At 64.6% G+C, this 13,379-nt stretch carries 16 protein-coding genes and 1 riboswitch; of the genes, 9 read left to right on the top strand and 7 right to left on the bottom strand.

Annotation, left to right across the window (positions count from 1 at the left end; genetic code table 11):
* Positions 1 to 26 precede the first annotated feature (26 nt).
* The 4 genes from NPJ82_RS17010 to NPJ82_RS16995 are packed head-to-tail and all read right to left on the bottom strand — an operon-like array spanning position 27 to position 3,144.
* The gene (locus NPJ82_RS17010) at positions 27 to 797 is read right to left on the bottom strand and encodes an anti-sigma factor (protein WP_007406229.1); all 771 of its coding nucleotides are present in this window, start codon (positions 795 to 797) and stop codon (positions 27 to 29) included.
* Positions 794 to 1,303, bottom strand: coding sequence for an RNA polymerase sigma factor (locus NPJ82_RS17005; RefSeq protein ID WP_007406239.1), 510 nt, complete (start codon positions 1,301 to 1,303; stop codon positions 794 to 796). Before NPJ82_RS17005 ends, NPJ82_RS17010 begins: the two co-directional genes overlap by 4 nt.
* Before the next feature lies 1 nt (position 1,304).
* Positions 1,305 to 2,744, bottom strand: a complete 1,440-nt coding sequence (locus NPJ82_RS17000; RefSeq protein WP_342659130.1) for a beta-propeller fold lactonase family protein — start codon at positions 2,742 to 2,744, stop codon at positions 1,305 to 1,307.
* A 1-nt stretch (position 2,745) separates the two neighbouring features.
* Complete coding sequence (locus tag NPJ82_RS16995) at positions 2,746 to 3,144, bottom strand: DUF305 domain-containing protein (protein WP_342659129.1); 399 nt, start codon at positions 3,142 to 3,144, stop codon at positions 2,746 to 2,748.
* A 130-nt stretch (positions 3,145 to 3,274) separates the two neighbouring features.
* Positions 3,275 to 3,351, top strand: a riboswitch (Fluoride riboswitch).
* A 62-nt stretch (positions 3,352 to 3,413) separates the two neighbouring features.
* Here NPJ82_RS16995 and NPJ82_RS16990 point away from each other — a divergent pair.
* From NPJ82_RS16990 to NPJ82_RS16980, 3 genes are all read left to right on the top strand, one after another.
* Positions 3,414 to 4,733, top strand: a complete 1,320-nt coding sequence (locus NPJ82_RS16990) for a voltage-gated chloride channel family protein (RefSeq protein WP_218845688.1) — start codon at positions 3,414 to 3,416, stop codon at positions 4,731 to 4,733.
* Positions 4,690 to 5,142: a DUF190 domain-containing protein gene (locus NPJ82_RS16985; RefSeq protein WP_204200589.1), complete on the top strand. Its 453-nt coding sequence runs from the start codon at positions 4,690 to 4,692 to the stop codon at positions 5,140 to 5,142. The genes NPJ82_RS16990 and NPJ82_RS16985 overlap by 44 nt, the downstream gene beginning before the upstream one ends.
* Before the next feature lie 82 nt (positions 5,143 to 5,224).
* Positions 5,225 to 6,655, top strand: a complete 1,431-nt coding sequence (locus NPJ82_RS16980; RefSeq protein ID WP_342659128.1) for an IS1182 family transposase — start codon at positions 5,225 to 5,227, stop codon at positions 6,653 to 6,655.
* A gap of 353 nt (positions 6,656 to 7,008) precedes the next feature.
* Here the strand turns inward: NPJ82_RS16980 and NPJ82_RS16975 are convergent, their stop codons facing one another.
* Positions 7,009 to 8,427 (bottom strand): ISNCY family transposase, encoded by a 1,419-nt coding sequence (locus tag NPJ82_RS16975; protein ID WP_188659480.1) that lies wholly within the window; start codon positions 8,425 to 8,427, stop codon positions 7,009 to 7,011.
* A gap of 188 nt (positions 8,428 to 8,615) precedes the next feature.
* Here NPJ82_RS16975 and NPJ82_RS16970 point away from each other — a divergent pair, with 188 nt between their 5' ends.
* The 4 genes from NPJ82_RS16970 (at position 8,616) to NPJ82_RS16955 (ending at position 10,157) form a co-directional block, all read left to right on the top strand.
* The gene (locus NPJ82_RS16970; RefSeq protein ID WP_342659127.1) at positions 8,616 to 8,873 is read left to right on the top strand and encodes a hypothetical protein; all 258 of its coding nucleotides are present in this window, start codon (positions 8,616 to 8,618) and stop codon (positions 8,871 to 8,873) included.
* Positions 8,874 to 9,027: 154 nt separating this feature from the next.
* Positions 9,028 to 9,351, top strand: coding sequence for a hypothetical protein (locus tag NPJ82_RS16965; RefSeq protein ID WP_342659126.1), 324 nt, complete (start codon positions 9,028 to 9,030; stop codon positions 9,349 to 9,351).
* Between the two features lie 92 nt (positions 9,352 to 9,443).
* Positions 9,444 to 9,851, top strand: a complete 408-nt coding sequence (locus tag NPJ82_RS16960) for a response regulator (RefSeq protein WP_342659125.1) — start codon at positions 9,444 to 9,446, stop codon at positions 9,849 to 9,851.
* Positions 9,852 to 9,923: 72 nt separating this feature from the next.
* Entirely contained in the window at positions 9,924 to 10,157 is a 234-nt protein-coding gene (locus NPJ82_RS16955; RefSeq protein ID WP_342659124.1) for a hypothetical protein, read from the top strand.
* Positions 10,158 to 10,202: 45 nt separating this feature from the next.
* On the opposite strand, the gene NPJ82_RS16950 is transcribed toward NPJ82_RS16955, so the two are convergent.
* Entirely contained in the window at positions 10,203 to 10,589 is a 387-nt protein-coding gene (locus NPJ82_RS16950; protein ID WP_342659123.1) for a BLUF domain-containing protein, read from the bottom strand.
* A gap of 40 nt (positions 10,590 to 10,629) precedes the next feature.
* Here NPJ82_RS16950 and NPJ82_RS16945 point away from each other — a divergent pair, with 40 nt between their 5' ends.
* Together NPJ82_RS16945 and NPJ82_RS16940 are read left to right on the top strand one after the other, a co-directional pair.
* A complete protein-coding gene (locus NPJ82_RS16945) occupies positions 10,630 to 10,998 on the top strand; it encodes a hypothetical protein (protein WP_342659122.1) in 369 nt (122 codons plus the stop codon).
* A gap of 452 nt (positions 10,999 to 11,450) precedes the next feature.
* Positions 11,451 to 11,657 (top strand): helix-hairpin-helix domain-containing protein, encoded by a 207-nt coding sequence (locus tag NPJ82_RS16940; protein ID WP_342659121.1) that lies wholly within the window; start codon positions 11,451 to 11,453, stop codon positions 11,655 to 11,657.
* 116 nt (positions 11,658 to 11,773) lie between these two features.
* On the opposite strand, the gene NPJ82_RS16935 is transcribed toward NPJ82_RS16940, so the two are convergent.
* Positions 11,774 to 13,345, bottom strand: coding sequence for an IS66 family transposase (locus NPJ82_RS16935; RefSeq protein ID WP_342659242.1), 1,572 nt, complete (start codon positions 13,343 to 13,345; stop codon positions 11,774 to 11,776).
* Positions 13,346 to 13,379: the final 34 nt, after the last annotated feature.

Below are 13,379 nucleotides of genomic sequence, written 5' to 3'. Positions count from 1 at the left end.
CGGCGCCGGGAGGCGGCAAGGCGCTATCAGGACACAAGCGCGGCATCTGCCTGACGCCGGACTTCATCGGCGATCGGATGCAGTTCGGCCGCGGGTCGCTCGCCCACCACACTATAGCCGATCCCGTCGACCGCCCATGTGACCCGGCCCATGGTCCCGCTGGACGTGCTGGTCATGCTCGCGGTCTTGTCGATCTGCATGGGCCTCGTCAGCACCGCAAGTTTCGACGCTTGCGGTCCGTCGTAGAGGAGCAGTGCCGCAGGGCCGTGGGGCGTCGCGACCAGTCGCCCCCCGCCATAGCGATAGCCGGCCGTGCTGAGGTCCGGGATCGTGACGCGCTCACCCAATCGAGCGGAGGTCCATCGGATCAGCATGGCGCGCTGGTCGGGGCCGATCTCCGCCGGTCGTATCCGGTCGGCGGCATAGACACGGAAATTATCACTCGCCTCGTTGGCCAGCGCCGCGATGCCCGCGCGGGGTTCGCCGCTCCACCGCGCGCTCGACCAGCCACCGCCAAACCCCAACGCCAGCAGAAGTGACGCGGCGATGGCGAGCTGCCAACGCGGTTGCCGTTGCCGTCCCCTGATCGCTGCCACGCGCATCGTCGCCGGGATCGGTTCATCCGCGACGGGGGCGAACAGGGATGCAAGGGCTCGCGCCTGCTCCGCCTGCTCTCGCACACGGGCATGCACGTCCGGCTGGCCTTCAAGATAGGCGTCGACCAGGCGCTGCCGCTCGGGCGACAGCCTGCCATCGATCCATGCGGCCAGATCGTCCTCGCCGATCGGGCTGGTCATTGCACGCTCCTCAATCGCGGCCGTTCACCCTCCCGGAGGAGGGTCGCCAGACGGTCGCGCCCCCGCGATATGCGCGACATTACCGTGCCCAGCGGCACGCCGACTACGGCAGCGACCTCCGCATAGGGCAGGCCCTCGACCGAGACCAGGAGCAGCACCGTTCGCTGTTCTTCAGGCAACGCATCAAGCGCGCGCAGCAGGTCGCGGTGGTGCAGGCCTGTGTCCTGATCGGCCGGGCGGCCGAGCGCGGCGTCGTCCACGAGGTGGAGCGGAACCGCCGTACCTCGCCGGCTATGCTGCCGCTGATGATCGACCAACAAATTGTGCAGGATCGCATAGACCCACGGGCGGACCTCCGCACCCCGTCGCTGTCGCCAGCGCCCGACCGCGCGCTCCAGGCAATCCTGCACCACGTCATCCGCCATCACCCGGTCGCGCAACCACGACCGGGCATAGCGGCGCAGCCCGGGGATCAGCGGTTCGATCGCGGCGGCAAGCGGGTCCATCTCAGTCGCGCTGCACCTGCACGATGCGCCCCGGCGCGCCGTTCACCACCTCCGCAACCGCCAGAAAGCGCCGGGGTGTCGCGGTGCTGCCCTGAACGATCTGGCGGATCGGACCCGATGCGTTGACGATCGCCGCACCTGCCGGGTTGCTCATGAAGTTCGCAAGCGGCTCTACAGCGCCGCTGCCGTCCGCATTGGCGGTCAGTACGAGCATGTAAGGCTTCTTGGGCTGCAAACCGGTAACGGCACTCTGCACGACCTGAATGATGCCCTGGTCGAAGAGGGTGATGCTGCTTGCCGTACCTTTGCCGCCAATCGGCCCCATGGTCAGATGCAGCGCCTTGCCCGCTGTGCCGAGCGGCTGGAGATTGTCGGTGCCGGGGCCTGTCGGAACTGCGTTCGACACATAGGCGATCGCCTGCGGTGCCTGTCCGACCGGCACGGTAGCGACGACCGTGTTGCCGGCAGTGTCGATCGCGGCCAGCTCATCGGAATTCTCTAGCCCGACATAAACGCGCCGGCCGTCGCCCGATGGCCAAACACCGTGCGGCATCTTGCCGACCGGAATTGTTGCCACCGGCGTGAAGTCGGACGTGCGGAACACCTTGACCACATTCTCTCCGCCGACCGTCACATACGCGAACTGCCCCTTGGCCGTGCGGGCGAAATTGACATGGTTCGTGATAGGCCCGGTATCCAGCACCTTCAGGATCGCGAAGGGTGGCCGAGCATCGAATGCGACCGTCTTGCCGATGTCCTTCAGCGTAAACCACACTTGCTTGCCGTCCGGCGTCGCGGCGATGTTGGGGCAGAAGGGGCTTGGCTGCGCCACCTGTCCGACCTGCGCGTGGGTCGCGACATCGAACACAGCCAATACCGGATTGAACGAAGAGCAGACATAGCCGTACCGGCCATCGGGAGAGAAGATCGTCATGCCCGGACCACCGGGCGTCTTGATGCGCCCCGTCTCCTTGTACGTCGTGGGGTCGAGCACGGCGATATAATCCTCGCCGCGGACCGTGACCCACACCTCCTTGCCGTCCGGCGTGAAGAACGCCTCGTGCGGACTGCGCCCGACATAGGTCGTGTGCTTGACGGTGTTGGTGGCGGTGTCGATCCACGACACGGCGTTCGATCCGATCGACACGACCGCCAAGGTCTTCCCGTCCGGCGAGAAGCCCAGGCCGTGAACCAGCACCTGTCCCTTGTAGAGCGGGGAGAAGTTCATCGGCTGGGAATCGCCGAGTTTGATGACGCCGAGCAGCCGGTTGTCGGCCGGGTCGGTCACCGACACCGTGTTGGAGAATTGTTCAGACGCATAGACGCGGTCGCGGTGGCTGACGGGCATGTCCTTAGCGTTCCACGGCGCCTGCTGGGCCATGGCGAGGCCCGGTGCGGCGCTCATCAGCAAGGCGGCCGAGCGCAGGATGGTCCGGATCATGTCAGTGCTCCATAGGGCTATGGTGGTCGCCGCCCTGCGTCGGGGCTGGCGTCGAAGGCGGTAGCGGCTGGCCGATCGCCAGCTTCATGGCGGCGATCTCCTGCTGCTGATCGATGATGATTTCCTGCGCGATGCGCTTGAGCTGCTCGTTATGGCCGTAGCGCAGCTCCGCCACCGCCATATCGATGGCACCCTGATGATGCGGAAGCATCATCGCCACGAAGTCGCGGTCGACGTCACCGGACGGCTTGACCATCATGCCCGCCATCATCCGGTCCATCGCGACAGACATCATATTAGCGTAGCCATCGGCGGGGGCGGCCGCGACTGCGCCGGTAAGTAGGGCCGAAGCCGTCAGACCCAGCATCCAATCTCGTCTACGCATAAGCCTCCAGCGCATCGGTCTCGAAAGCGTAGACGATGCTCGTCGGGGTTTATTCCGTGGCCAAAGCCATTTTATCGGTCCTCACCAAAACGATAGTCTCATGCTTCTGCGGTTGGTTGACCGGGTCGCGGTCGGACAGCATATGCGCAGGCACGGCGATGGATTTCCGCCGGGCCATTCGGTCGAACCGCCCTCGCAAGGGCCGATGATTCCTACCAGGCGCCGCAAGGCAGCAAGGAGGAATCGTGCGCGCGACATTTCGCAATCTCTATGACCAGTTCAACATGGCAGCGTTCATTCGCGATCGCCGCACCCATGCCACGTCGGTACTGCGGTGGGCTTTGATCCTGGTCCCGATGGCCGCAGCGGTGGGAACGCTCTGCGCGGCCTTCCTGCGGAGCCTCGACGCCGTAACCCGGCTTCGCTTCGCCTTTCCCTGGCTGCTCTACCTGCTGCCGATCGGCGGGTTCGTGGTCGGACTGCTCTACCATCTGACAGGGCGCTCGGTCGAAGGCGGCAACAACCTCATCGTCGAGCAAATCCACGAACCGGGGGGCGGCGTGCCGCTGCGCATGGCTCCGCTCATCTTCTTCGGCACGGTCGTGACACATCTGTTCGGGGGATCGGCGGGACGTGAAGGCACCGCCGTGCAGTTGGGCGGCAGTCTTGCCAGCGGGTTTGGACGCGCGCTCAGATTGGATGCGGAAGCGACACGCACCCTCCTTATGACCGGGATCGCGGCTGGGTTCGGCGCGGTCTTCGGGACGCCGATTGCGGGCGCGGTCTTTGCACTGGAGGTGCTGGCGATCGGTCGGGTCGAGTATCGCGCGCTGGTGCCATGCCTGGTCGCGGCGCTGGTCGGTGACTGGACCTGTCTTGCCTGGGGCATTCATCACGGCGTCTACCATGTCGATGCGCTGGTGCCGGTCGACGCGCTGCTCGTCGCCAAGGCCGGTGTCGCCGGCATTGCCTTCGGTCTGACCGGGCTGACCTTTGCCGAGGCCAATCACGCGCTGGGCGGATGGTTGAAGCGCGTGATCCCCTATGGCCCACTACGACCCGTTATCGGCGGGCTGGCCGTGATTGCGCTGGTCTGGCTGCTCGGAACCCGCGACTATCTTGGCCTGGGTACGCTCGCCGCGACACCGGACAGCCTGACCATCGCCAGCTTCTTTGGTCCCGATACGCACTCGTGGAGCTGGGCGCTGAAGCTGCTCTTTACCGTCGTGACCCTGAGCGCGGGCTTCAAGGGGGGCGAGGTCACGCCGCTGTTCTTTATCGGCGCGGCGCTCGGCAATGCGCTCGCGCCGATGTTCGGAGTACCGTCGGGGCTATTCGCAGCGATCGGCTTCGTCGCGCTGTTCGCGGGCGCGGCCAACACACCGCTGGCTTGCACGTTCATGGGGATCGAGTTGTTCGGCGCGGCCTATACGGTGCCGATCGCAGTCGCGTGCTTCGTCGCCTACCTCTGCTCAGGCCACAACGGCATCTACCTGTCGCAGCGCGTCGCTGTGCCAAAGGTACCTGCCGCACACCTCACACCCGACGCGACCCTGCGCGATGCCCGCACGCACCGCGCTTCTCGCCGGCGCACGCGCGCCTGATCCTGTTTCCTGTCGAAAGCCCGTCATGCCCAATCGTTTCACCGTCCATCACCGCGAAGTCGGGATGCTGCGCATCTATCTGAAACCGTCCGACAAGATCGGCCCGCGTCGCTTCTGGGGGGCAAAGCCGCTCTATCGCGAGCTGATTCGCACCGCGAAGGCGGACGGCATCATCAACGCCGTCGCGCAAAATACCCATTACGGCTTCAGCAATCACGAACCGATCCGGGAGAACGGCTCGGAAATTGCCGATCCGCATCTGACGATCTGTGTCGAACTGGTCGGCGATCGCGATCAGCTCGACCTCTTCTGTCGCCGGCATGGAGATCTGATCGGCGACAAGGTGATCGTCTACAAACGACTGGAGCATTGGACTATCACGCGCAAAACTGAGCTAACCAGAGCCTGATCGGCGTTCCCGTAAAGGAACGAGACCGTCCGAAAACGTGATCGTGATTCCCGAGTGCATCCGGGCGGTGTAATCTGCATGCATGGCGTACATCGAGGGACATGCTCGTGATCAGGCGCTGCTGCTGCCAGCGTCGGTCGACGATTATGTAGCGGCGGACAACCCGGTGCGGTTCATCGACGCCTTCGTCGATGATCTTGATCTGGGCAGTGCTGGCTTCGTGCGGTCGCGACCCAAGGCGACGGGACGGCCCGGTTACGATCCGGCCGACATGCTCAAGCTCTACCTGTACGGCTATCTCAACCGGGTGCGGTCGAGCCGGCGCCTGGCGGCAGAGGCGGCGCGCAATCTCGAGCTGATCTGGCTGCTGCGCGGTGTGCGTCCGGACTTCCGGACCATCGCCGACTTCCGGCGCGACAACCGGACCGCGTTCAAGGCGGTGTTCCGCGCGTTCGTGATGCTGTGCCGCAAGCTGGACCTGTTCGGACGCGAGTTGCTGGCGGTGGACGGCACGCGGCTGAAAGCGGTGAACAGCCGGTCGCGCAATTTCAGCCGTGAGCGCCTGGCGACGTATCTCGCCGCAGTAGATGCGCGACTGGACCGCTATCTGGCGGAGCTGGACCAGATCGACCACGGTGAGGATGCTGCCGGCACCGGTCGCGGCGATACCCTGGCGACGAAGATCGCCAAGCTGCGCGAACAGCGTCAGGCCAGTGCGGCGCTGCTGGGTCAGCTGGAGGCCAGCGGCGAAGGACAGATATCGCTCACCGATCCCGACGCCCGCCTGATGGTCGCGCATTCCAAGGTCACGCTCGGCTACAATGCCCAGGTGGCGGTCGACGCCAAACACAGCCTGATCGTCGAGCAGCACGTCACCAACGCCTGCAACGACATGAGCCTGCTGGCGCCCACCGCCGGAGCGGCGATGGAAGCACTCGGGGTAGAGCGGATCGATGCGGTCGCCGACATGGGATATCACTCCGGCGACGACATCGTCGCATGCGAGGCGGCCGGCATCACGCCTTATATTCCCCGCCCGCATCGTGGCACCGCCGTCGGCAACGGCCTCTTTCCCAAGGAGCGGTTCCGCTACGATCCCCAAGCCGACGTCTATCATTGTCCCGGCGGCCAGGTGCTTGACATCCGCTACGCGTCCGTGACGCGCGGGCATCTGTCGGTCCAGTATTCCAGCCCCGCCGCCTGCGCGGGCTGCCAGATCAAGGCGCGCTGCACCAAGGGACGCTGGCGACGCATCAATCGCGGCGAGCACGAGGCCGTCATCGAGCGCATGGCGGCACGCCTCGCGGAACGCCCCGACATCCTCGTGATCCGTAAATCCACGGTCGAACACCCGTTCGGCTCGATCAAGCAATGGATGAACCAGGGCGCGTTCCTGATGCGTGGGCTGGACAAGGTCCGCGCCGAGTTCAGCCTGACGGCACTGGCCTACAATCTCAGGCGGGCCATCACCCTCATAGGCGTGCCGGGGCTGATCCGGGCAGTGCAGGCCTGATCCAGGCGGCCATATTCTCCGTCACGACCGTGGGAATGACCGTCTCAGAGCCGATTTGGCCGTTACCAGGGCGCAGAAGACGGCAAATGCCCGAAATTCCTCTGCGTACCTGCACGCTCAACCATCCCGCCTCGCGTTTTCGGACGGTCTCGAACCCGTAGCGGGAAAGTAGCCTTTCTCACCATGCCGAGAGGCGTCAGAGGCATCGGCTTTCCCGAAATATGTTCCCAATTGCTCTTTCCCGAAATTGGCATTCGAGGATGGGGAAACGGGAATGGTCGGGCTGAACCAATGGCGGATTTCGGGAAAACAGGTTGCCTGCCTGAGCGTCTAAATTTGGGCGGTTCCGGACGCTAGCGAGCGTACTCACTAAGGCCCCGCGCAACCAGGTCCTCGTTGGAGAGACGCGGCCCACGCTTGAGCCTGCCGTTGCCGAGCGTACGACGGTCGAGCTTCTGGGCGGATGAAGCCGGGGAGGGCGCCTTGAACGGTCCGACGGGCTGCGCGGTGCGCGCCGGCTCGTTGTTGTTGCGCTTGGCATGGTGTGGCTGAGCTTGCTGTATCACGCGGGCGAGCGCCAGCGCCGCGTCGAGATGCTTGTTGTCGACCACGGCGGCCTGGTTCACCCGGCGCATCTTGTCGAACATGCGATAGGGCAGGACCGTGCCCTCGTGCTGGATCTCGAGCCGGCCATCCGGGTACTCGCACACGTCGACCTTCTTCCGCGCGAGCGCCTGCGACGCAGGGGAGGGCTCGAGGATGAACATGGCCTTGTTGTAGTGCAAGGTGAGGGCACCGGTGACGGTGCGCTGCTCGCGCCAGACCAGCTCCGCTTCCAGGTCTTCATGGATGGCAAGCGGCCGGTGAAGGTCGCGCGGGTCGAACGGCGCCTTGGCGAACCGTCGATTGTGCTGCGCCATGTAGGAGGGGAGGAAGGCGTTGGCTTGGTCGATGGTGGAGATGCGCTGTAGCCGCATCGCCTTGACCAGACGGTCCTGCAGCGTCGCGTTGACCCGCTCGACGCGTCCCTTCGCCTGCGGCGAGTTTGCGCAGATCAGCTCGATGTTGAGCCGGTCCAGCGCCCGCCCGAGGTGGGTCATGCCGTCACCCTTCGCCGAGGCCGTGTTGTTGCGAAAGGCGCTGTGCTTGTCGGTGTAGAAGGCCACCGGCTTGCCGTGCCGCTCGAGATAGGTCCTCGTCGCGCGCATGTACGAGAAGGTGCTCTCGCTCTCGACCATCTCGAGGTGCATCAATTCGCTCGTAGCGTCGTCGATGAACACCAGCAGCGTGCATTGTGGACCGCGGCCCTCGAACCACCAGTGCTTGGAGCCGTCAACCTGGACGAGCTCGCCGCGGCAGTCGCGCCGGTAGCGCGGCTGGTACGGGCGAGGGCGCTTTGCTGCACGGTCCTGCCACAGCCCGGCCTCCAGCATGATGCGCCGCAGGGTCTCGCACGACAGGCCGATGCCGTGGCGCTCGGCGAGGTACTCGCGCGCCAGCGTCGGTCCGAAGTCGGCGTAGTGCTCGCGCACCAGCGTGACCACCTCGGCGCGGAAGGCGTCGCTGTAGCGTCGGTTGCTCGGGCGTCCTCGCTTGCGCGACACCAGGCCGCTAGCGCCGTCCTGTCGCAGGCGGCCCAGCAACCGGTACACCTGCCGCCTCGCAAGGCCGAGCAGCTCCATCGCGTCCGCGACCCGGATCTCGCCACGGTCGAGCCGCATCAGCGTGTCGAACCGGGTGATCTCAGCAGAACTCATCGCCAGCACCGTCATACAATGCGCGTCCTCGTTGCCGAGAACGGCTATGACACCGGCGACCCGCTGAGAGCACCGCAGAGTGCCATTTCTATCTAGCGGGCTGGTGCCATTTGTACTTAGCGCTTACACAACATAAGATCGATAACACAGATTATGTTAAATAGAGGACGTGTCTTATGAGCGTCGGGACAGCGCTATATAACATGACGATGTTCGTGGCATCCATCAACCTTGTTGCAGCGCTCCTTCTGACATTCATTCGCGCGCGAACGATTCATCACCTTGTTTTCGGTGTCGTGCCCTCACTCGGCGCCTTTGCGTTCGCGCTGGCCTCGCTGCTGCTCGATGATGAGATGCAGGCCGGCGTGGCTCAGGTCATTGCGCTTGCCCTGCTGGGCGTATCAGCGACCTTGGCGCGCAAGCTCCCGCAAAGGACCGACCTCTTCGAAGGCAATCGCTGAACGAAGACAGGGCTTAAGCCGAAAGCAGCGGCCCCGGCCCCGTCACTCGAAACGGCCTCAGGTTCTCACCCGACACACATATTTGTGTGTTGTCCCGCGCAGCTTGACCATCGGGTCAACTTCACATCTATTTCGAAGAGAAGTGGGGACGCCGTTGAATAACGTCTTGATTGCAGGAACGCTTATCGCGCTCGCGATTGCCGCCTGGAACGCTGTCACTGCTTGGCGGCATGCGTCGAAGCCTCATGATTGGCGTGTCGACCGCGTCGGCCTCCCACAGCCGGCGAATGGCAGTCAGCTGCTCGTCCTCGGCGCTGCGGCGTCCATTTCGATGATTGTGCTGTTGCTCGCACACGCATCGACCGATGCGCTGCTCGCCGTGCTGTTTGGCTGGTCGGTCGCCTTTGCGGTGCTCGCGGTGCAGAACCGACGCCGCTCGTACGCCTGGTTCCAAGGTCACGACCGCCCCCGCAGGTGAGACATGCGCCCGCCTGCGCCACGGCAGGACAGTAGCGCAAGGTATATTCCCTCCTACGAGGGACCTTGCTCGCGCCCAGGGGTTTAGGGCTGATGGCTCTTTCGACCAATCCCTACGCGCTTGTTGTTGATGACGACGCCATCATTCTCATGGATGCCTGCGGCATCTTGGAAGACGTGGGGTTCCGGACGCACGAAGCCGACAACGGCGACGCAGCGATCGTCATGCTTCCGGAGCATGCACATACGATCACCCTGCTCTTCTCGGACGTCGACATGCCGGGAGATACCGACGGGTTTGCCCTCGTCCGCCATGTCGCCGAGCTCTATCCGTGGATCGAGATCGTAATCGCGAGCGGCCGCTTGAAGCGCGAGGACGGCGACATGCCCGAGAAAGCCACATTCCTCAGCAAGCCCTTCTCCGCGGCCATGGTTCACCAGCACCTTCGGGACACCCTGCCAGACGGCAAGAAGCCGGAGCCGCTGCGGAACGCTGTCTGATCGGAGGCAACCCAGCTTGGTTTCGATGCCGTATCCGGTATGTTTGAAACGGACCAACTGGGAGCGACGATCATGGCCGAGCCTGACAGGGCGCGTCTCGCTATCCCCGAGACCAGCTGCCGGGATCACCGCAAGTCCGTTATGAACCTCATGGACACGGCCTACTGGTTCGCGGTCGTCGCCCTGCTCATCTACGCCGACGTGGACCCGTGGGTGTGGGGAGCGTCCGCCATCATCTTCGTCCCGATCTACGTCTTCGGCCTTGGCTATGTGCGCACGCGTCTTGGCTTGTTGAGGAGCAGCTGAGCCATGCGGCGAGAAGCATCCGCCGGCATTGGGACGGGTCTAGCGTCAGCTGCCCTGAAAGACCGTCTTGATCGTTGCCGGAGCGCCAGTGGTTAGCACGGCTAGACGCTCACGCACTGATATGTCGTCCTCGCCCGGCAGCCCTGCCATTGCCCAATCTCCAAAGGCGCGCTCCGTCTCGGCCGTGTCGCTCAGCACCTCGACGTGCGAGTGCCGGTCGTCTCGACGGATCCGCTCGAACGTCGTTGCCACGCTCTCGGGTGGGCCCTCGAGCACCTGCACGAACATGCCTTGCTTTGCCAGCAACAGGCCGCTGATCCCGTCGATGCCGTTGTTCGCGCGGCTCACCCGCAGGATGTCCACCAAGTCGTGATCGTTCGCGCGGCTGGTGTAGATGAGGCGGCGCAACGCGCCGGTGTCGTTTGAGGCCATACGGCCTATTTAGGAGCTCTGCGGCTGATTTGGAGCAACCGTGAAGGCGATCGAGTTTTCTCGGACTGCAGTCTACGCTATCGATGATCGCGGGGAGAACGGCAGCATGGATCAGCACCGCAGACAACCCGGCCAAGATCCGGTGATCAATCTCGAACGCAGCCTGCGGCGCATCACCGGTCGCTACACGTGGACGCGCATGTTCCTCTTCGGCGCCCTGCTCGTCTGGCTCATCAAATCCTATGGCACCCTCGTCTACGACGTCGTCGGCCAATCCTACATCGGCGTCTGGCTACTCGCGGCGATCGGATGCTGGACAGCGTCGGGGTGGCTGCTCGATCTTCCGCGCCAGCTCTTCCCAGACGTTCAAGCTTTTCAGCACCTGCGCCGGCCAGCGCCACCGCGTTGATCGGCGAGGGCGACTAGCACCAGGTTGGGCGATATTGTCCGGGTGCCGGAACAGCGCGATAGGAAGACTGTTCAATTGATGACCGATGCCGAAGCCCAGCGCTTGGTCCAACCGGCGCCTTGTTGATTTCTCCCCAAACGCAACGAGGCGCCATTTAGCCCTCTGCGATCGCCGCGCCCTTTCGGATTCGATTACGCTCCGTTAGCTCACCGCGTTGGGCAAGACGGTCCCAATTCAAGGCGGACTGCAAATGGCGTTCCTGCACGCGTTCTAGCGTTGCCTCGGCCGCGGCTCGCCGCTCGACCTCCGCCTGCTTGCGACAAAATATGTGATCCGCGATCATAGTTAACCCTCCCGCTCCCGCTGAACGCATAACGAGGCACTTCGTCCCCGCGACCGTGGCAACCAAGACGGGGCTACGCGTTTTCGCGTCATTGCACGGAGGATTAACGTTGGACAATGTAGCGCTCATCAACGTCAATACCGCCTCGGCCGAGGAGCTGGACGCCGTCCCAGCCTTGAAAGGCCACGGCTTCGAGATCGTACGCTATCGCGGCGAGCGCGGCCGCTTCACCGATCTTCGACAACTCGACGAGGTGCCCGGATTGACCGGGAAGGCTGACGATGGTCGCACCGCGCTGACGGTCGGCGACGCCTGAGTATGCGCGGCTAGGTGTAGCGGCTCGCAAACATAGCGGCGTCTGCTCGCCATCGAAGCGATTTTGTGCTCACGCTCTCTGCCACTGGCGGGTAAGCGTGATGTGGAGACCGCGGATTATGCGGCTTGTGCGGTCGGCTGATGTGCCGGCGGCATCCAGTTCCACGGCATGAGTTCATCCCATCGGCTGGCAAGCCAGTCTGCCGCGACTTTGGCGATGACGTCTGCGATATAGGTCTGCGGATCGACGCCGTTGGCCTTGCAGGTCTGGATGACGGTGTAGATGGCAGCGGCCCGTTCGCCGCCTGCGCGCGAACCGGCGAACAGCCAGTTGCGGCGTCCGACCGCGACACCGCGCAGCGCACGCTCCGCGATATTGTTGTCGATCTCCAGGCGGCCATCGTCGAGGAAGCGGGACAGCGCTGGCCAGCGCTTCGTGCCATAGGCGATGGCCCTTGCCATGTCGGACCTGGACGACAGGCGGCGCAAGCTGGCGTCGAGCACCTCGCGCAAGGCGTCGACCAGCGGTCGACTTTTTTCCTGTCGGGCTCGACATCGCACGTCGGGTGGTTGGCCACGGACCTCGGCCTCGACAGCGTAAAGCGTGCCGATCCGCTCGAGGATGTTGGTTGTCAGCGGCGTGGGTGACCGCTCGTGCAGATCGAAGACCTTTCGGCGAAAGTGTGCCCAACACGCGACTTCGGTCACGCCGCTGCGGTAGAGCCCGTCATAGCCGGCATAGGCATCGGCCTGAAGGAAACCGCGGAAGCCGGCGAGATGGGCCATCGGGTGCGCGGCCGTGCGGTCGGGCGTGAAGCGATACCAGGTCGCGCGCGGCGCCGTGCCGCCGGACGCCTGGTCGTCGGCTGCGTACACCCATAGCCGCCCGGTCGCGGTCTTCCCCCGGCCGGGGTCGAGCACCGGCACGGGCGTGTCGTCGGCATGGATCTTGTCGGCCTTGAGCACCTCGTCACGGATGCGGCTGACGATGGGGTCGAGGAGCACCGCGGCCTGTCCGGTCCAGCCCGCCAGCGTCGAGCGGTCGATGTCGAGCCCTTGCGCGGCCATCATCTCGGCCTGGCGGTAAAGCGGCAAATGGTGGTCGAACTTCGAGACGACGACATGCGCCAGCGTAGCGAAGGTGGCCTTGCCACGCGCCACGGCGCTGACCGGGGCGGTAGCCTGGACGATCTTCTCGCACACCCGGCAGCTGTATTTGGGGCGGACGTTGCGCACGACCCGCCAGCGCACCGGCACGATGTCGAGCATCTCGTGTGCGTCCGAGCCGAGCGCGCGCAATGCACCGCCACAGTCCGGGCAGGTGCAGGCACCCGACGCCGGCTCATGGACGACCTCCTCGCGCGGCAGATGTCCGGGAAGACTGCGGACGGGCACCGGCCGAACCGCCACGCCGCTGTCGGCCATCTCAGGCCCAGGCGCGTTGCGCTCCGTCTCCAGTTCCTCCAGCGCCAGTTCGAGCTGCTCGATCTCGCGGCCGAGCTTCTCGGACGAGGCGCCGAATTGCATCCGCCGCAGCCGCGCGATCTGTCCGCGCAGCGTATCGATGAGCAGGTCGCGGGCAGCCAGAGCGGCATTGGCCCGGGCGAGTAAGGCCTCCAGCGCGGCGATCCGCGCGGTGGCATCTGCAGGGGAAACAGGCGCTTCCGACACGCTGTCTTCATAGCAGATTGCAGGTCGGCGAGCGAGCAAAAGCGGCGTAAAA

Source organism: Sphingomonas sp. NY01, from assembly GCF_038809135.1.
Taxonomy (GTDB): Bacteria; Pseudomonadota; Alphaproteobacteria; order Sphingomonadales; family Sphingomonadaceae; genus Sphingomonas; species Sphingomonas carotinifaciens.
The sequence above is the reverse complement of the archived record's forward strand: the minus strand, read 5'-3'. Positions and strand labels throughout refer to the sequence as shown.